This window comes from Streptococcus fryi (assembly GCF_053206505.1).
The window spans coordinates 89,381-107,529 of sequence record NZ_JBRUGW010000001.1 but is presented as its reverse complement, the minus strand read 5'-3'; the positions used below and the strand labels follow the sequence as shown (position 1 = coordinate 107,529).

General features: G+C 39.4%; 31 protein-coding genes. All 31 read right to left on the bottom strand.

Annotated features, from left to right (window positions below; genetic code table 11):
- Window positions 1-78: 78 nt before the first annotated feature.
- Window positions 79-1,914, bottom strand: a complete 1,836-nt coding sequence (locus ACVRZH_RS00645; protein WP_447453397.1) for an SH3 domain-containing protein — start codon at window positions 1,912-1,914, stop codon at window positions 79-81.
- A gap of 276 nt (window positions 1,915-2,190) precedes the next feature.
- The gene (gene rplQ, locus ACVRZH_RS00640; protein WP_067087647.1) at window positions 2,191-2,577 is read right to left on the bottom strand and encodes a 50S ribosomal protein L17; all 387 of its coding nucleotides are present in this window, start codon (window positions 2,575-2,577) and stop codon (window positions 2,191-2,193) included.
- A 14-nt stretch (window positions 2,578-2,591) separates the two neighbouring features.
- A complete protein-coding gene (locus ACVRZH_RS00635) occupies window positions 2,592-3,530 on the bottom strand; it encodes a DNA-directed RNA polymerase subunit alpha (RefSeq protein WP_447453396.1) in 939 nt (312 codons plus the stop codon).
- A 46-nt stretch (window positions 3,531-3,576) separates the two neighbouring features.
- Complete coding sequence (gene rpsK / locus ACVRZH_RS00630; protein WP_447453395.1) at window positions 3,577-3,960, bottom strand: 30S ribosomal protein S11; 384 nt, start codon at window positions 3,958-3,960, stop codon at window positions 3,577-3,579.
- 24 nt (window positions 3,961-3,984) lie between these two features.
- Window positions 3,985-4,350: a 30S ribosomal protein S13 gene (gene rpsM / locus ACVRZH_RS00625; protein WP_447453394.1), complete on the bottom strand. Its 366-nt coding sequence runs from the start codon at window positions 4,348-4,350 to the stop codon at window positions 3,985-3,987.
- 17 nt (window positions 4,351-4,367) lie between these two features.
- Window positions 4,368-4,484 (bottom strand): 50S ribosomal protein L36, encoded by a 117-nt coding sequence (gene rpmJ, locus ACVRZH_RS00620; RefSeq protein WP_000868345.1) that lies wholly within the window; start codon window positions 4,482-4,484, stop codon window positions 4,368-4,370.
- Between the two features lie 25 nt (window positions 4,485-4,509).
- Entirely contained in the window at window positions 4,510-4,728 is a 219-nt protein-coding gene (gene infA, locus ACVRZH_RS00615; RefSeq protein ID WP_001040189.1) for a translation initiation factor IF-1, read from the bottom strand.
- Window positions 4,729-4,842: 114 nt separating this feature from the next.
- Complete coding sequence (locus tag ACVRZH_RS00610) at window positions 4,843-5,502, bottom strand: adenylate kinase (protein WP_447453393.1); 660 nt, start codon at window positions 5,500-5,502, stop codon at window positions 4,843-4,845.
- Between the two features lie 150 nt (window positions 5,503-5,652).
- Window positions 5,653-6,960, bottom strand: coding sequence for a preprotein translocase subunit SecY (secY, locus tag ACVRZH_RS00605; RefSeq protein WP_447453392.1), 1,308 nt, complete (start codon window positions 6,958-6,960; stop codon window positions 5,653-5,655).
- On the bottom strand, window positions 6,960-7,400 hold the full coding sequence (rplO, locus tag ACVRZH_RS00600) for a 50S ribosomal protein L15 (RefSeq protein ID WP_447453391.1): 441 nt from the start codon (window positions 7,398-7,400) through the stop codon (window positions 6,960-6,962). Before rplO ends, secY begins: the two co-directional genes overlap by 1 nt.
- A gap of 134 nt (window positions 7,401-7,534) precedes the next feature.
- Window positions 7,535-7,717, bottom strand: a complete 183-nt coding sequence (rpmD, locus tag ACVRZH_RS00595; RefSeq protein ID WP_447453390.1) for a 50S ribosomal protein L30 — start codon at window positions 7,715-7,717, stop codon at window positions 7,535-7,537.
- Window positions 7,718-7,731: 14 nt separating this feature from the next.
- Entirely contained in the window at window positions 7,732-8,226 is a 495-nt protein-coding gene (rpsE, locus tag ACVRZH_RS00590) for a 30S ribosomal protein S5 (RefSeq protein WP_447453389.1), read from the bottom strand.
- 18 nt (window positions 8,227-8,244) lie between these two features.
- Window positions 8,245-8,601, bottom strand: a complete 357-nt coding sequence (gene rplR / locus ACVRZH_RS00585; protein ID WP_447453388.1) for a 50S ribosomal protein L18 — start codon at window positions 8,599-8,601, stop codon at window positions 8,245-8,247.
- 91 nt (window positions 8,602-8,692) lie between these two features.
- Window positions 8,693-9,229, bottom strand: coding sequence for a 50S ribosomal protein L6 (gene rplF / locus ACVRZH_RS00580; RefSeq protein WP_447453387.1), 537 nt, complete (start codon window positions 9,227-9,229; stop codon window positions 8,693-8,695).
- Window positions 9,230-9,321: 92 nt separating this feature from the next.
- The gene (rpsH, locus tag ACVRZH_RS00575) at window positions 9,322-9,720 is read right to left on the bottom strand and encodes a 30S ribosomal protein S8 (protein ID WP_447453386.1); all 399 of its coding nucleotides are present in this window, start codon (window positions 9,718-9,720) and stop codon (window positions 9,322-9,324) included.
- Window positions 9,721-9,778: 58 nt separating this feature from the next.
- Window positions 9,779-9,964 (bottom strand): type Z 30S ribosomal protein S14, encoded by a 186-nt coding sequence (locus tag ACVRZH_RS00570; protein WP_447453385.1) that lies wholly within the window; start codon window positions 9,962-9,964, stop codon window positions 9,779-9,781.
- 17 nt (window positions 9,965-9,981) lie between these two features.
- Entirely contained in the window at window positions 9,982-10,524 is a 543-nt protein-coding gene (rplE, locus tag ACVRZH_RS00565; protein WP_447453384.1) for a 50S ribosomal protein L5, read from the bottom strand.
- Window positions 10,525-10,547: 23 nt separating this feature from the next.
- Window positions 10,548-10,853, bottom strand: coding sequence for a 50S ribosomal protein L24 (gene rplX / locus ACVRZH_RS00560; protein ID WP_447453383.1), 306 nt, complete (start codon window positions 10,851-10,853; stop codon window positions 10,548-10,550).
- A gap of 75 nt (window positions 10,854-10,928) precedes the next feature.
- Entirely contained in the window at window positions 10,929-11,297 is a 369-nt protein-coding gene (gene rplN, locus ACVRZH_RS00555; protein ID WP_447453382.1) for a 50S ribosomal protein L14, read from the bottom strand.
- A gap of 24 nt (window positions 11,298-11,321) precedes the next feature.
- Window positions 11,322-11,582, bottom strand: coding sequence for a 30S ribosomal protein S17 (rpsQ, locus tag ACVRZH_RS00550; RefSeq protein WP_000440801.1), 261 nt, complete (start codon window positions 11,580-11,582; stop codon window positions 11,322-11,324).
- Window positions 11,583-11,606: 24 nt separating this feature from the next.
- A complete protein-coding gene (gene rpmC, locus ACVRZH_RS00545; RefSeq protein WP_447453381.1) occupies window positions 11,607-11,813 on the bottom strand; it encodes a 50S ribosomal protein L29 in 207 nt (68 codons plus the stop codon).
- A 9-nt stretch (window positions 11,814-11,822) separates the two neighbouring features.
- Window positions 11,823-12,236, bottom strand: coding sequence for a 50S ribosomal protein L16 (gene rplP / locus ACVRZH_RS00540; protein WP_146567747.1), 414 nt, complete (start codon window positions 12,234-12,236; stop codon window positions 11,823-11,825).
- A 3-nt stretch (window positions 12,237-12,239) separates the two neighbouring features.
- A complete protein-coding gene (rpsC, locus tag ACVRZH_RS00535; protein ID WP_447453380.1) occupies window positions 12,240-12,893 on the bottom strand; it encodes a 30S ribosomal protein S3 in 654 nt (217 codons plus the stop codon).
- A 12-nt stretch (window positions 12,894-12,905) separates the two neighbouring features.
- Window positions 12,906-13,250: a 50S ribosomal protein L22 gene (gene rplV / locus ACVRZH_RS00530; RefSeq protein WP_447453379.1), complete on the bottom strand. Its 345-nt coding sequence runs from the start codon at window positions 13,248-13,250 to the stop codon at window positions 12,906-12,908.
- 15 nt (window positions 13,251-13,265) lie between these two features.
- Window positions 13,266-13,547 (bottom strand): 30S ribosomal protein S19, encoded by a 282-nt coding sequence (gene rpsS / locus ACVRZH_RS00525; protein ID WP_000533766.1) that lies wholly within the window; start codon window positions 13,545-13,547, stop codon window positions 13,266-13,268.
- Window positions 13,548-13,634: 87 nt separating this feature from the next.
- Window positions 13,635-14,468 (bottom strand): 50S ribosomal protein L2, encoded by an 834-nt coding sequence (gene rplB / locus ACVRZH_RS00520; protein WP_447453378.1) that lies wholly within the window; start codon window positions 14,466-14,468, stop codon window positions 13,635-13,637.
- A 17-nt stretch (window positions 14,469-14,485) separates the two neighbouring features.
- Window positions 14,486-14,782, bottom strand: coding sequence for a 50S ribosomal protein L23 (locus tag ACVRZH_RS00515; protein WP_447453377.1), 297 nt, complete (start codon window positions 14,780-14,782; stop codon window positions 14,486-14,488).
- Complete coding sequence (gene rplD / locus ACVRZH_RS00510; RefSeq protein WP_447453376.1) at window positions 14,782-15,405, bottom strand: 50S ribosomal protein L4; 624 nt, start codon at window positions 15,403-15,405, stop codon at window positions 14,782-14,784. Before rplD ends, ACVRZH_RS00515 begins: the two co-directional genes overlap by 1 nt.
- A gap of 24 nt (window positions 15,406-15,429) precedes the next feature.
- The gene (gene rplC / locus ACVRZH_RS00505) at window positions 15,430-16,056 is read right to left on the bottom strand and encodes a 50S ribosomal protein L3 (RefSeq protein ID WP_447453375.1); all 627 of its coding nucleotides are present in this window, start codon (window positions 16,054-16,056) and stop codon (window positions 15,430-15,432) included.
- Between the two features lie 103 nt (window positions 16,057-16,159).
- Window positions 16,160-16,468, bottom strand: coding sequence for a 30S ribosomal protein S10 (gene rpsJ / locus ACVRZH_RS00500; RefSeq protein WP_002885653.1), 309 nt, complete (start codon window positions 16,466-16,468; stop codon window positions 16,160-16,162).
- A gap of 386 nt (window positions 16,469-16,854) precedes the next feature.
- Window positions 16,855-18,117, bottom strand: coding sequence for an MATE family efflux transporter (locus ACVRZH_RS00495; protein ID WP_447453374.1), 1,263 nt, complete (start codon window positions 18,115-18,117; stop codon window positions 16,855-16,857).
- Window positions 18,118-18,149 lie beyond the last annotated feature (32 nt).

Below are 18,149 nucleotides of genomic sequence, written 5' to 3'. Positions count from 1 at the left end.
ATTTCTATGAACATTATTATTATAGTAAATTAAATGACTCTTGTCAACTTTTTTTATCATTTTTATCTTTTTTTACTCTTAGGGGAGAGCGATATAACGACGATTGCCTGCAAAGCTCAAGTAACTTAGCCAGTTTTTGCCTTCTGATTGAACGATACGATCATAGTTAACTGTATCACCAATATTGTAATAAGCGAGATTGGCACTGCTCATCTTAGGCTCTGCCTTGATATCAGACCTCTGCGTGAAGCGGTAAGTACCTTTCGGAGGGAGATTATGCTGTGGGGCTGTCTTGATAGGTAGTGGAACTTTTTTGTCATTTGTTCCGACATGAACTTTCTGACTGGCTACCTTGATTTTCTGTCTGTCTTGAGTGACATATTGTAAATCCATCTGGTATTCACCTCGATAGTCATCGTGTTGAGCAATGTCTACAGTCACCTTATACTGACCATTACTTTGTTTTCGTGCTGTGTGCCAGACTATATCATCTTTACCATCTAAAGTACTCCAAACACCTAATTTCACCGTACGAATATTGGCATCTTGAGGTACCTGACTAATAATGACTTCCATTGTCCCCTCTTGATTATTCTTATTTTTAACAGTTAGTTTTCCAGATGGTTTAGGCGTTTCTGCTTTGAGAGGAGTGATTGGGATATAGCGACGATTCCCAGCATAACTCAAATAGCTAATCCACTGATAACCATCCGCCTCTAACACCTGATCATAGTTAACAGATTGTCCTGAAGCATAATGAGCCAAATCAGCACTAGACATTTTAGGTTCTGCTTTAATTCCCGACTGTTTCGTAAATGTATAACTACCACTAGGTGCTAATTGAGAAGATATTTTAGGGTTGCTAGCAGCCGGTTGGCTTGACGACATTGCCACGTCACCGACTAAGTCTTTGAAATGAATATAGCCTGAGACCTGATTTTTATGAATCACACGACGGTGATAAATATGGGTAGGAACTCCAAAGTTATACTCCTCAAGTTCCACTTGATCACCCATAATATTGGACACCCAAGCTACGTGCCCATAGCCAAACGCCCCATGCTGATTCGAATCAAACCATGCAACAGAACCAAGACCCGGTGTCATATCCACTCGATAACCTTCTTGTTGTGCACGATGTCCCCAGAGATTTGCATTTCCATAAGCTGGAGGCATCTCAAAACCATTAACAGTACTCAACCTAAAAGCCACAAAGGAAACACATTCTTTCACATATAAACGCCACTTATCAGCAGAAACACCGACTATACCATTTTTCCAAATCTGAGGATAATTATCTCCAATAGCAGTCGAATGATTCGCCGTCCTAAAAGCAAAACCAGTTTTCAGCATCTTAGCTGACTCTGGCTCTGACTTTAATAAGTCATTACTATCCTTAGTAGCAGCATCAGTTGATAAAGCCAGCGGCTTTAGATCGCTAGGCTTATCTAATACATCCTGATGACTAGGACTATCGCTATAAGGATTTTTATCCCCAGCAGTAGACATATCCATTACAACCACATCAGTATAAGAAACAGGAACAGGTAGGGAATCAGTTGTAGACAATACGTCTTCATCAATGATAGCCTCTATATTAGATTTTGTTCTTTTGACAGCCGGTTCTAACGAAGCCGACTTCGTATCCAACACTTCTCTCATAACTGCACTGTCATCAGAACTATCAGCAACATCCATAGCATCACTCAAAAAACTCTCGCTATTACTGATAGACATAGAATTTTCATCAACCATCACGGATGATAGCTCTATATCCACCTCATTTACCTCATCAGCAGAAACTGCCGAAGGATGTAAACAAGCTAACGTGCCTAACAAAACTGATGCTGCACCAAAAGAAAACTTACGAATTGAAAAACGTTGCGAATGACGCTGTTGATAAAACATCTTCATATAAACTCCTTAAATAATGACTTATTAAAGCAAGTATCACTTCGCTTCATTTAATTATTCGTAAAATTCTTATAAATTCAGGTATCATCCATCCAAGTCTGACAAAAACGCCTGCTTACGAAGTGTTTCTAATCTTAGAGACATTTCGTAAACAAGCGTTGCGTTTTTCAATATGATGAGTGTTACCACTGGGAAAAACCCAGTGGTAGACCAGAGCTAGACTAAAAATACCTATAAGATATTTCATCATCATAACACTCAACAAAATTGATGATTTTATACTAATTCAATGATTGCCATTGGAGCAGCATCACCACGACGTGGTTCTGTTTTCAAGATACGAGTGTATCCACCGTTACGTTCTGCATAACGAGGTGCAAGTTCTGAGAACAATTTTTGAAGTGCTGTAGTTGAAGTGTACTTATCAGTAGCTTCATCATAGTTTTCAGAAGCAATTTCGTTACGTACAAATGCTGCAGCTTGACGACGGGCATGAAGATCACCACGTTTACCAAGAGTAATCATTTTTTCAACTGTTTTGCGGATTTCTTTTGCACGAGCTTCAGTTGTAACGATTGATTCATTAATCAAAAGATCTGTAGTCAAATCGCGAAGCATAGCTTTACGTTGTGAGCTAGTGCGTCCTAGTTTACGGTAAGCCATTTTATCCTCCTATATTATTTATCGTTTTTTAATCCAAGACCAAGGTCTGCCAGTTTTACTTTTACTTCTTCAAGACTCTTACGGCCAAGGTTTCTAACTTTCATCATTTCAGGCTCAGACTTTTCTGTTAAATCAAATACAGTATTAATTCCTGCACGTTTTAAACAGTTATATGAGCGAACAGATAGATCTAGTTCTTCGATAGTACGATCAAGAACTTTATCATCAGAAACTTTCTCAGTTTCTTTCATCACATCAGTTACCATAGCTACTTCTGTCAAATTAGTAAAGAGGTTCAAATGTTCCATCAATACTTTTGCAGACAAGCCCAAAGCATCTTCTGGGATGATTGTTCCGTTTGTCATGATTTCAATAGTCAATTTATCAAAGCCATCATTACTTCCCACGCGGGCAGGTTCAACTTGATAATTAACTTTTTTAACTGGTGTATAGATTGAATCTATTGCCAGTGTACCTACTGGTGCATCATCTTTTTTATTTTCTTCTGCTGGAACATAACCACGGTTTGTGTTTACTGTTAACGTTGCTCTCATACGAGCTCCCTCAGCAATAGTAAAGAGATAATGATCAGGGTTTACAATCTCAATATCACTATCCGTTAGAAGATCTCCTGCAGTTACTTCTGCTGGTCCTTCAACATCAAGTTCAATCATTTTTTCGTTTTCGACATAAGATTTTACTGCAAGTCCTTTAAGGTTAAGGATGATTTGCATAACATCTTCGCGTACACCTGGGATTGTATCAAATTCGTGTAGTACCCCATCAATCTTAATTGATGTTACTGCTGCACCTGGTAGTGAAGACAAGAGTACACGACGAAGAGAATTACCTAGAGTTGTTCCGTATCCACGCTCAAGTGGTTCGATAACAAATCGTCCGTAATCTTTATTTTCATCAATTTTTGTTATTATTGGTTTTTCAAACTCAATCATCATGTTCCCCCTCGAAACGAATCTTGTGTACTATATGCAAGTATGATTATACACGACGACGTTTTGGAGGACGAGCACCATTATGTGGTACAGGAGTCACATCACGAATTGCTGTTACTTCAAGACCAGCTGCTGCAAGGGCACGAATAGCAGATTCACGACCTGAACCAGGACCTTTAACTGAAACTTCAACTGTTTTAAGACCATGTTCTTGAGCTGCTTTTGCTGCTGCTTCTGCTACCATTTGAGCTGCAAACGGTGTAGATTTACGAGGACCTCTAAATCCAAGTTGTCCACCTGATGACCATGCAATCGCATTACCTTGCACATCAGTAATCATAACAATAGTGTTATTGAATGTAGCGTGAATATGAGCGACACCTGATTCGATGCTCTTTTTCACACGACGTTTACGTGTTGGTTTAGCCACTTTTTTTACCTCCTATATTATTTATTATTTTTTCTTACCAGCAATCGCAACAGCTTTACCTTTACGAGTGCGAGCGTTGTTTTTTGTGTTTTGTCCACGGACAGGAAGTCCACGACGATGACGGATACCACGGTATGAACCGATCTCCATCAAACGTTTAATGTTCAAGTTCACTTCACGACGAAGGTCACCTTCAACTTTGATGGCATCAACTTCACGACGGATAGCATCTTCTTGATCTGATGTCAAATCTTTAACACGGATATCTTCTGATACACCAGCTGCTGCCAAGATTTTTTTAGATGTTTGAAGACCAATACCGTAAACGTAAGTCAATGAAATTACTACGCGTTTATCATTTGGAATATCAACTCCAGCAATACGTGCCATATTTTCTCCTTTCTATATTATCCTTGACGTTGTTTGTGTTTTGGATTTGTTGGACAAATTACCATAACACGGCCGTTACGACGAATAACTTTACAGTATTCGCAAATTGGTTTAACCGATGGTCTTACCTTCATGTTTTAATCCCTCCAATTATTTCGATTATTTAAAGCGGTATGTGATACGTCCACGTGTCAAATCATATGGACTCATTTCAACTGTAACACGATCTCCAACTAAAATACGGATATAATTCTTACGAATTTTTCCTGAAACCGTTGCTAAAATCTGGTGTCCATTTTCCAATTCAACAGTAAACATGGCATTTGGCATCGTTTCAACAACTTTACCTTCAATTTCAATCACATCTTCTTTTGCCACGCAAAAGTACCCCCTCTAAAATTCGATTTGATGTCCTCTGTATACAGAGGTAACAATTATAAGTCAGACTAAGCTATTATAGCATGTCCAAAGCATTTACGCAAGTATCTTATATTAAGAATTTAAAGATTTAATCGCTTCTGCTACGTCTTCAAAAACCTTATCAATGTCTTGATTTCCATGTATATCTTTCACAAGACCTTTAGCACGATAATGGGCGATAATTGGCTCACCTTGTGCAATATTGACATCTAAACGACGTTTAACGGTTTCTGGCTTATCATCTTCGCGTTGATAAAACTCTGAACCACCACAGGTATCACATTTGCCTTCCACAGATGTTGGATTAAAGACTTTGTGATAAGTTGCACCACAAGTCCGACAAATATAGCGACCACTCAAGCGCTCGATTAAACTAGCAGGATCAACATCAATATTGATAACTCCGTCAAGGGTAATACCTAATTCCTGTAAATTAGTATCTAGCGCTTCAGCTTGTTCAATCGTTCTTGGGTATCCATCTAATAGGAAACCTTTTTCTGCAATATCACTCTGCATCAAGCGTTCTTTCACAATACCATTTGTAACATCATCTGGTACTAACTCACCTTTATCGATGTAACTCTTAGCAAGAACTCCCATCTCTGTTTGGTTCGCCATTGCAGCACGGAACATATCACCTGTTGAAATATGAGCAACTCCAAAAGCTTCAACAATTTTCGCCGCCTGTGTTCCCTTACCTGCACCTGGTAGTCCCATAATTAAAAGATTCATGACAACCTCCTTATTTTATTTTTAACTAAACCAACCTAACAAGATTAGCTTAATTGAAAACAAAATAGAAGGAGTGGACATTACTTGATAAACAAGCAATATTTGCCCACCCCTATCATTGAGTATTAACCCTAAGGATATACCCAATATCTACTCTGTTGTATTCATAAATCCAACATACTTTCTCTTCAAGAGATAGCCTTCAAGTTGCTTCATACCTTCAATACCTGTTGATATCAAGATCAAAAGACTTGTTCCTCCTAATGCCAAGCGTGTTGATAAGCCAAAAATTTGTTGGGTTGCAATCGGACTAAGAGCAACAAAAGCTAAGAAAATGGCACCAACCGCAGCTAAGCGTTTCAAAAGTGAGGTCATAAATTCTTCCGTTTCACGACCTGGACGAACACCTACGATATAAGCTGAACTCTTTTGTAAATTTTCAGCCGTTTTTTCAGGATTAACCTGAACAAACGTATAGAAGAACGAAAATAAAATGATCAAGATTGAATAGATTCCTAAACCAATCGGCGATTGGAAACTAAAGGCATCTCTGACTGTTTCCAACCATGGAATACTTCTTCCACTATTTAAAATCAATGGAATAATTGAACCAGGTAATGTCAGGATAGAACTAGCAAAGATAACTGGAATAACCCCCGCAGGATTGACCTTTAAGGGAAGATATGAATTTGCTGGGGCACCTTGAGCACGTTTAGTATATTGAATAGGAATCTTGTACTCTGCCTGTTGAACATATGTTGTAAAGAAAATAATAAGCAAAATAGCCAATGTTAAAATACCTACAACAATGAACGAACGACTTAATTCACTCTGACGAATATTCACAAAATAATCTTCGTAGATTGAACTAATAGTATTTGGAATTGATGAGATGATACCTGAGAAGATAATCATGGAAACACCATTTCCAAAACCTCTATCCGTAATTTGTTCGCCTAACCAAGTGACAATAACACTTCCAGCAGTTAATATGCTACCTATAAGAATATAAGTTTGGATGTTTGGCGTTTTAATCAGAGAGACTGATGATAAAGCGTTGAAACCTGCCGTAATACCCACAGATTGGAAAAAGGCAATCACCAACGAAATGTAACGTGTCGCTTGATTAAGTTTACGACGCCCCACTTCACCTTGTTTGCCCCACTCTACAAATCTTGGAACAATATCCATTTGAAGAAGTTGGACAATGATAGACGCTGTAATATACGGACTAACCCCCATTGAAAAAACAGAGAAATTAGTCAGTGCATTACCACTTACAAGGTTAAGCATATTTAAAAACGGTAGATCACCTAATTGTTCAAGACTTTTAGCGTTGATTCCCGGAACTGTAATGTAAGTTCCCAAACGGAATACAAAGATGATAAAAATGGTGAAGAAAATTTTACTTCGGACATTTTTAAGCTTTAGGGCATCTTTTAAAAGTCTAAGGAACATTAGATCACCTCGATTGAACCACCTTTAGCAGTAATAGCTGCTTCAGCAGATTTTGAGAATTTAGCTGCTTTAACAGTCAATTTCTTAGTTAATTCGCCTTTACCAAGAATTTTAACACCTGATTTTTCAGCTTTAACGATACCAGCTTCAACAAGAACAACTGGTGTTACTTCTGTACCATCTTCGAACACGTTCAAAGCATCAAGGTTTACAAGTGCGTATTCTTTAGCATTGATGTTTGTAAAGCCACGTTTTGGAAGACGACGGAACAATGGTGTTTGTCCACCTTCAAAACCTGGGCGAACTCCGCCACCGCTACGTGCTTTTTGACCTTTTTGACCACGGCCAGATGTTTTACCGTTACCAGATGATGTACCACGACCAACACGGTTGCGGACTTTACGAGAACCTTCAGCAGGTTTTAATTCATGAAGTTTCATTTATTTTCTCCTTATTTTGTAAAATGCTAGCGCCTCTAACATGGGTAAGGACTCATGCTAGAAACTCGCCTATACGATGATTGCAAGATAGAGTTTGGAACAGTAACGTCCCAAACTCTGTTTCTTGTATTTGATTATTTAACGTCTTCGACAGTTACTAAATGAGAAACTGCGTTGACCATTCCAAGAATAGCTGGAGTTGCTTCTTTAACAACTGAGCTATGTAATTTACCAAGTCCAAGAGCAACAACTGTTTTACGTTGTGCTGGGATGCGTCCGATTGGAGACTTAGTCAAAGTAATTTTAATTTGAGCCATTATAATCTCCTTTCTTAAGCTAAGTCAGAAACTGAGATACCACGAAGGGCAGCTACTTCTTCTGCACGTTTTAATTGTTTCAAACCTTCAACAGTTGCACGAACGATGTTGATTGGTGTGTTTGAACCAAGTGATTTTGATGTAATATCAGCGATACCTGCCAATTCAATGACAGCACGAACTGAACCACCTGCAGCAACCCCAGAACCTTCTACGGCTGGTTTAAGCAATACGCGGGCACCACCAAATTCAGAATAAACTTCATGAGGAATAGTAGTTCCTACCATAGGTACTTCAATCAAGTTTTTCTTAGCATCATCAATCGCTTTACGGATTGCATCTGGAACTTCTTGAGCTTTACCAGTACCAAATCCTACACGACCATTACGATCACCAACAACTACAAGAGCAGCAAAGCGAAGACGACGTCCACCTTTTACAACTTTGGTAACGCGGTTAATCGCAACAACGCGTTCTTCAAGTTCTACTGCATTATCTTTAAATGCCATTATTAAGTGTCCTCCCTATTAGAATTTCAATCCGTTTTCACGAGCTGCTTCAGCCAAAGCTTTAACACGTCCGTGATAGAGATATCCACCGCGGTCAAACACCACTTCAGAAATACCTTTAGCTACTGCGCGTTCAGCAACGAGTTTACCGACAGCAACGGCTTGTTCAGTTTTAGTTCCTTTTGAAACTTCTTTGTCAAGTGTAGAAGCGCTTGCGAGCGTTACACCCGCTACGTCATCAATTACTTGAGCGTAGATGCCTGTATTAGAACGGAAAACGTTCAAACGTGGGCGATCAGCAGTTCCAGAGAGTTTTCCGCGAACGCGACGGTGGCGTTTTTGGCGGGTTTTGTTTTTATCTGGTTTCGAAATCACAATTTTCACCTCTTAATTTATAACAATTTGTCCATTGACAAGTGGACTAATTAGTATAGCTTTTAGTTGAACTAATAGGCTATATAATCGATTATTTACCTGTTTTACCTTCTTTACGGCGAACAAATTCACCAACGTAACGGATACCTTTACCTTTATATGGCTCTGGAGCACGAAGGCTACGGATGTAAGCTGCTGTTTGACCAACAACTTCTTTATTGATACCTGATACTGAGATTGAAGTTGGGTTAGCAAGCTCAAAAGTAATACCTGCAGGTGCTTCAACTTCATCTTGGTGTGATTTACCTAATGAAAGAACAAGTTTTGTACCTTGAAGTTGTGCACGGTAACCGACACCCTTCAACTCAAGGTCTTTTTTGAACCCTTCAGAAACACCAACAACCATGTTGTTCAAGTTCGCACGAGTTGTACCATGAATTGTTTTCATTTCTTTTGAGTCATTTGGACGGTGAAGAGTTACTTCTGTACCTTCAACACGAATTTCAATGTTCTTGTTGAATTCACGAGTTAATTCACCTTTAGGTCCTTTTACTGTAACTACGCCATCGTTGTTGAGGATTTCAACACCTGCTGGCAAGTTGATAACTTTATTACCAATACGTGACATTCTATTTTTCTCCTGTTAGATTATCAAGCCGATTCCGACTAGTTTTCACGGGGAACAGTATTTAAATGCTTTTGCAATTAAAACTGAGCTTATTACCAAACGTAAGCAAGTACTTCTCCACCAACGTTCTTTTGACGAGCTTCTTTATCTGTCAAAAGACCTTCTGATGTTGAAATGATTGCAATTCCAAGTCCGTTAAGAACTTTAGGAATATCATCACGTTTTGAATAAACACGAAGACCTGGTTTTGAAATACGTTTCAAGTTAGTGATAACACGCTCACCGTTTTGTCCGTATTTAAGGAACACACGGATGATACCCTGTTTGTCATCTTCGATAACTTCAACATTCTTCACGAAACCTTCGCGTTTAAGGATTTCAGCAATCCCTTTTTTGATGTTTGATGCAGGTACTTCAAGTACTTCGTGTTTTGCTTGGTTAGCGTTACGAATACGTGTTAAAAAGTCTGCAATTGGATCAGTCATTACCATTTTTATTTTCTCCTCTTACTAGTAGTTTGAATATTCACTTGCTAGTTAATGTCGTGGATTACCAAGAAGCCTTAGTAATACCAGGGATTTGACCTTTGTAAGCTAAATCACGGAAGCAAACACGGCAAAGTTTAAACTTACGGTAAACTGAGTGTGGACGTCCACAACGTTCACAACGAGTGTATGCTTGTGTAGAGAACTTCGCAGGACGTTTGTTCTTAGCGATCATTGATTTTTTAGCCATTAATAGTTACCTCCATATTATTTTGCAAAAGGCATACCAAGGCCTGTAAGCAATGCACGTGATTCTTCATCAGTGTTAGCAGTTGTAACGATAACGATATCAAGACCGCGAACTTTATCAACATCGTCGAAATTGATTTCAGGGAAGATTAATTGTTCTTTTACACCAAGTGTGTAGTTACCACGACCATCAAATGACTTTGTTGGTACTCCGTGGAAGTCACGTACACGTGGAAGTGATACTGAAACCAATTTGTCTAAGAATTCGTACATGCGTTCACCACGAAGGGTTACTTTCGCACCGATCGCTACACCTTCACGAAGACGGAAGCCGGCGATTGATTTCTTAGCTTTAGTAATAAGTGGTTTTTGTCCTGAAATAAGTGCTAATTCAGCAGCTGCTTTTTCAAGGTTTTTAGCATTTGATACTGCATCACCAACACCCATGTTAAGAACGATTTTCTCAACTTTAGGCACAGCCATAACAGATGAATAGTTGAATTGTTCTGTCAATGCAGGAACTACTTCTTTAAGATATTTTTCTTTTAAGCGATTTGCCATTATACTTCTCCTTTCCTTCGTGATTAATCAAGGATTTCGCCTGATTTTTTGTTGTAACGAACTTTCTTGCCGTCAACAAACTTATAACCAACACGACCAGCTACACCATTTTTGTCCAATACTTGAACGTTTGAAACGTGGATAGCTGCTTCTTTTTCAACGATAGCTCCTTGAGGGTTATCGCTGTTTGGACGTTGATGTTTTTTAACAAGGGCAACACCCTCAACAACAACTTTATTTACTTTTGGTAATGCTGTCAAAACAACTGCTTCTACGCCTTTGTCTTTACCAGCAATAACACGAACTTTATCGCCTTTTTTTACAAACATTTGAGTTTACTCCTATTTTTTCTTACGCCCTAAGGGCACCCTAGGAAAATCCTAGGGGACTGGTTTGTTTTTTTATTATAGTACTTCTGGGGCAAGTGAAACAATCTTCATGTAGCCACCCTCACGCAATTCGCGAGCAACTGGACCGAAGATACGAGTTCCACGAGGTGTTTTATCATCACGGATGATAACTGCCGCATTCTCGTCGAATTTGATGTATGAACCATCTGGACGACGAGCACCTGTTTTGGTACGAACGATAACAGCTTTAACAACGTCACCTTTCTTAACAGTACCACCAGGAGTAGCTTGTTTTACAGAAGCAACGATAACATCACCGATGTTAGCGAATTTACGTCCTGAACCACCAAGTACTTTGATAGTCAAGATTTCACGTGCACCACTGTTATCTGCAACTTTCAAACGAGACTCTTGTTGAATCATTTCAATTTTCTCCTTTCAGGTTTCTTAGATAATAACAGCTTCTTCAACCACTTCTACAAGACGGAAGCGTTTTGTAGCTGACAGTGGGCGAGTTTCCATGATACGAACGATGTCGCCTTCTTTAGCAACGTTGTTTTCGTCATGTGCCTTGTATTTTTTAGAATAGTTGATACGTTTACCATAGACTGGGTGGTTACGTTTTGTTTCAACTACAACAGTGATTGTTTTATCCATTTTGTCAGACACAACGCGTCCAACTAGAACTTTACGATTATTGCGTTCCATTGAAATTTCTCCTTTCCCAATCTATTATTTCAATTCAGATTGCACAGTTTTAACACGTGCAATTTGTTTTTTAACTTCGTTTAAACGAGCAGTTTGATCAAGTTGACCTGTTGCTGCTTGGAAACGAAGATCAAACAATTCTTTTTTGAGTTCGTTTTCTTTTTTAGCAAGCTCTTCTTGAGACAAGCCACGAAGCTCTTTAACAAAATCTTTAATTTCTTGTAGTTTCATGCCTTCTCCTTATTCTGCTTCACGTTTTACGAATTTGCATTTAACTGGTAATTTGTGACTTGCAAGACGAAGTGCTTCACGTGCGATTTCTTCTGAAACCCCAGCAACTTCAAACATCACTTTGCCACGTTTTACTGGTGCAACCCAACCTTCTGGAGCACCTTTACCAGATCCCATACGTACCCCGATAGCTTTAGCGGTGTATGATTTGTGTGGGAAAATCTTAATCCAAACTTTACCACCACGTTTCATGTAACGCGTCATAGCGATACGGGCAGCTTCGATTTGGCGGTTAGTGATCCATGAGCTAGTTGTAGCTTGAAGACCAAATTCTCCGAAGTCTACTTGTTTTCCACCTTTTGCTTCACCACGCATTTTTCCACGGAACTCACGGCGGTGTTTAACACGTTTAGGTACTAACATTTGTTATTTGCCTCCTTTAGTGTTTTTACGAGCTGGTAGAACTTCACCACGGTAGATCCAAACTTTAACACCTAGTTTACCGTAAGTTGTATCAGCTTCTTCCCAAGCATAGTCAATATCTGCACGCAAGGTATGAAGCGGAACAGTTCCTTCAGAGTAACCTTCAGCACGGGCAATATCTGCACCGTTCAAACGGCCTGAAACCTGAGTTTTGATTCCTTTAGCTCCTGCACGCATTGTACGTTGGATAGCTTGTTTTTGTGCACGACGGAAAGCAACACGTTGCTCAAGTTGGCGAGCAATTGTTTCACCCACAAGGTGAGCATCAAGATCTGGTTGTTTGATTTCAACGATGTTGATGTGTACTTGTTTTCCTGTCAACTTGTTAAGTTTAGCACGAAGAGTATCAACGTTTGCACCACCTTTACCGATAACCATACCAGGTTTTGCAGTGTGAAGTGAAACGATTACTTTATTTACTGCGCGCTCAATTTCAATTGTTGAAACTGAAGCATCAGCCAATTCTTTTTGAATAAATTTGCGGATAGCAAGATCTTCATGAAGGTAATCCGCGTATTCTTTTTCAGCATACCATTTTGAATCCCAGTCACGGATGATCCCGACACGCATACCAATTGGATGTACTTTTTGACCCACGTTTTTACCTCCTTATTTTTCTGAAACGACTACTGTGATATGAGTCGTACGTTTGTTAATTGGTGAAGCTGAACCTTTCGCACGTGGACGGAAACGTTTCATTGTTGGTCCTTCGTTAGCGAATGTTTCAGATACTACCAAGTTTGCTTTTTCCAAACCAAAGTTGTTTTCAGCGTTTGCGATTGCTGAGTTAAGAACTTTTTCAATCACTGTTGCAGCTTTGTTTGGTGTGAACTTTAAGATTGCGATAGCGTCAGCAACCTTTTTTCCACGGATAAGATCAAGTACAAGACGTGTTTTACGAGGTGAAACACGGACTGTACGAGCCATTGCTTTAGCTGAAGTAATTTCTGCCATAGTGTCCTCCTCTTATTATTTACGACGTGTTTTCTTATCGTCAGCTGCGTGACCTTTGTAAGTACGAGTTGGTGCAAATTCACCAAGTTTGTGACCTACCATGTCTTCTTGAATGTAAACAGGTACGTGTTTACGTCCATCATAAACTGCGATTGTATAACCGATGAAACTTGGGAAAATCGTTGAACGACGTGACCAAGTTTTGATAACTTTTTTCTTTTCGTCATTAGCTTGAGCTTCAACTTTTTTCATTAAATGCTCATCGACGAAAGGCCCTTTTTTAAGACTGCGTCCCATTTTTTAATTTCTCCTTTAAAATATGTACCACAACGGCTTGCGACGTTAAACGACGCTACCGAGCTGGCGGATATCTAACAATACTTATTATTTTTGGTTACGACGACGTACAATAAGTTTGTTTGATTTAGCTTTCTTATCACGAGTTTTAAGACCAAGTGCTGGTTTACCCCATGGTGTAGATGGTGCTTTACGACCAACTGGTGCTTTACCTTCACCACCACCGTGTGGGTGATCGTTAGGGTTCATTACAGAACCACGAACTGTTGGACGAATACCTCTCCAACGGCTGCGACCAGCTTTACCATAGTTAACAAGTGAATGTTCACCGTTACCAACTGTACCAACAGTTGCACGGCAAGTGCCAAGAATCATACGAACTTCGCCTGATTGAAGACGAACAAGTACGTACTTACCTTCTGAACCCAATACTTGAGCAGAAGTTCCAGCAGCACGAACAAGTTCTCCACCACGACCTGGTTTTAACTCAATGTTGTGGATAACTGTACCGACTGGGATGTTTGCTAGTGGCAATGCGTTACCAACTTTGATATCTGCTTCTGGACCTGAAACGATACGTTGACCAACTTCAAGACCTTTAGGAGCGATGATATATGCTTTAACACCATCTGTGTAGTGTACAAGAGCGATGTTAGCTGAACGGTTTGGATCGTATTCGATTGTCTTAACGATTGCTTCAACGTTGTCTTTGTTACGTTTGAAGTCAACTAAACGGTAATGACGTTTATGTCCACCACCTTGGTGACGAACAGTGATACGACCGTTGTTGTTACGACCAGCTTTGCTTTTAAGCGAAACAAGCAATGATTTCTCAGGTTTGCTTGTAGTGATTTCAGCAAAATCCAAAGAAGTCATATTACGACGGCCATTTGTCGTTGGTTTATAAACTTTAATACCCACGTTATTTCCTCCTTAGATTATTCAGCTTCAGCAGCAAACAACTCGATTGCTTTTGAATCAGCTGTCAATGTTACGATAGCTTTTTTAACTTTGCTTGTGTAACCAACGTAACGACCAACACGTTTTTGTTTTGGTTTTACTGTTACAGTGCTAACACTTGCAACTTTAACACCGTCAAATGCAGCTTCAACGGCTTGTTTAATCAATAATTTGTGTGCACGAGTATCAACTTCGAAAGTGTACTTGCCAGCTTCAAGGGCAACCATTGACTTTTCAGTGATAATTGGCTTTTTAATCACGTCATACAAATTCATTATGCAAGAACCTCCTCGATTTTAGAGATTGCTTCTTTTGTAACAAGAAGTTTGTCTGCGTTAACGATATCAAGAACACTTGCAGTTGTTGCTGTAGCAACTGTTACGTTTGGAAGGTTACGTGCTGACAATTCAGCGAATGTGTTTCCTTCTTCAACAAGGACAAGTACTTTTGTATCGATGCTAAGTGCCGCAAGAACTTTTGCAAATTCAGCAGTTTTTGGTGCTGCAAATGAAAGAGCATCTACAGCTACAAATTTTTCTTCAGCTACTTTTGCTGAGTAAACTGATTTCAACGCTAGGCGACGAACTTTTTGTGGAAGTTTGTAGCCGTATGAACGTGGAGTTGGTCCGAAGACAATTCCACCACCACGCCATTGAGGTGAACGGATAGAACCTTGACGAGCACGTCCAGTTCCTTTTTGACGCCATGGTTTGCGTCCGCCACCACTTACTGCAGAACGGTTTTTGACCGCATGCGTACCTTGGCGAAGGCTAGCGCGTTGACTAATTACAACATCAAATACTACTGATTCGTTTGGTTCGATACCGAAGATAGCGTCGTTAAGAACAACTTCGCTAAGTTCTTTACCAGTTTGGTCAAATAGTTTTACGTTTGCCATGTTAACTGATTTCCCCTTTCCTTATTATTTAGCAGCTTTAACTGCTGATTTGATAGTGATAAGAGACTTCTTAGCACCTGGTACGTTACCTTTGATAAGAATAACGTTTTTCTCTGGGATAACTTGTACAACTTCAAGGTTTTGAATTGTTACACGGTTACCGCCCATACGTCCTGCCAAGTTTTTACCTTTGAATACACGGTTTGGCGCAACAGGTCCCATTGAACCTGGACGACGGTGGTAACGTGAACCGTGAGCCATAGGACCACGTGATTGACCATGGCGTTTGATAACACCTTGGAAACCTTTACCTTTAGAAGTACCTGTGACGTCAACAACATCACCAGCTGCGAAAGTATCAACTGTAATTTCTTGTCCAACTTCCAAGCCTTCAATGTTTTTGAATTCACGAATGAAGCGCTTAGGAGCTGTGTTAGCTTTAGCTACATGGCCTTTGGCAGGTTTGTTGCTCAATACTTCACGTTTGTCATCAAAACCAACTTGAACTGCTGCATATCCATCAGTCTCAACAGTTTTAACTTGAAGAACAACGTTTGGAGTTGCTTCAATAACTGTCACAGGGATGAATTCACCAGATTCAGTGAAGATTTGAGTCATTCCCACTTTTTTCCCTAAGATTCCTTTTGTCATGAGAAAATATTTCCTTTACTTATTTTATTCAAAAAGTTTTTAATGAGCGTTTTTTATGCTCAAAAAAGTTTTTTACGAGCGTTTTTTATGCTCTTGAAATCAATTAAAGTTTGATTTCAACATTTACACCACTTGGTAAGTCAAGTTTCATCAAAGCGTCAACTGTTTTTTGAGTTGGGTTGATGATGTCGATCAAACGTTTGTGTGTACGCATTTCGAATTGCTCACGAGAGTCTTTATACTTGTGAGTCGCACGAATGATTGTGTAGAGGCTACGTTCAGTTGGAAGTGGAACTGGTCCAGCAACTGTCGCACCTGTGCGAGTAGCAGTTTCTACGATTTTTTCTGCCGCTGTGTCAAGTGTACGGTGCTCGTACGCTTTTAAACGGATACGGATTTTTTTGTTTGCCATCTTTTCTCCTTTTCGTCTATTTAACATAATAGGCTAGCTCCACAAGAAAACCAACACCTGTTGCGTGGCAATGCAACCGAGCGTGTCGCAACCTCTTGCATCAAAGCTAAGGCCGTTTTAAACGGCACTAGAATAGTTTAACAAATCTAGTGAAGTTATGCAAGGATTTTAACGCAATTTATTTAACTTTTTTTAAACCTTAATAAATTTGTGACAGTATCTAATCAAACCGATTATAATATTCGTTAGTGAATACTACTCCGATAAAACAGTTTGTGGCTTTATTTTTAACATCCAAAACGTATAAAGGGCATTACGGCGACTCAGCAATTTAGAAATTTACAATACTTACACTAGATTTTTTCGAAGTGCATTCAAAATGCTAGCTAGGATTCTTTTGAAGTTCTAGACAGCACTACACACATAAACAAACTTCTGAACAAATTATCCAATAGTGTGCTCAAATAAAGGGCAAAAATCCCCAATTGAAAACCGATAGCTAAAACAAAGCCTACACCTAGCCTGACCAACCACATCCCTATACTAGTTGCAAAAAAAGGTGTCTTTGTATCTCCTAGTCCTTGTGAATAAGCCGTCAGTGTTAAGGTGCCTGCTGTCATCGGAATGCCAAACAAAGACATTAACATGAGGAGCGATGATATATCATGAACCTCAACATCTTTAGTAAAAAGCCCTATCCATATACTCCTAGTGACAACAATGAAGAGTCCTACCACAAACATACAGAGTAACATTAGCGCATAAGATTCTTGTAACAATTTTTTCCGCTGCCCAAGATCCGTTTTCACTTGTGCTGTCAGTATCACAATCGCTGTTGAAACAGAGAAACCAAACATATAGTTAAACTGCATTATCGTCTCACCAATAGCATTACCAGCTAAAGCCTTCGTGCCAAATGTCGCTAATAACATGACCATAATCAAATCACCTACACGCATGGTTAAGCGTTCAAATGTTGCCGGCAAAGCTAAACGAACAAGACTAGGTGACCATTTGATCCCTAATGAATAATTGATACCATCCATTCCCAAACGTTTCAATAAAAAACACACTGCAATCAATCGAGACACAACCGTGGATACAGCAACACCCACTAAACCAAATTGCCAAACATAGATGGATAGTCCAGATAATAGAATGTTTAGCCCATTAGCGATTAAACTAACTTTTACTGGATAATTATAGTCCCCCTGTACACGTAAATAAGTTCCCAATGAAGTCATTAAGCCTAAAAATACGATAGAACCACCAACCAACTGCAAATAGCGACTACCTATACTAGCCACCGTTTGATCAACTCCTGTCACCAACATCAATGGCTTTGCACCTATCACCGAAAACACGCCAAAAACCAGACCTATGACAATAGTTAAACTCATAACTTCTGACAAAACTGAATTTTCACTAGCTTTGGCCTGTTTTGAGGAGATATGACTCACAATCGCTGAACTAAAGGCTAAAAAAATTGATTGATAAATCGTAATAACATGATTAGCAACCGAAACACCGGATAAATAACTCAACCCCAAATAAGCCAAAAAGTAATGATCAACACTTCCCATCAACATTTGTAAGAGTTGCTCTCCTAAAAGAGGCACAACCACCTGTTTTATCTTATTATAATACACCAATACTCCTTTTCAGTATTCTTTTTAAAGCA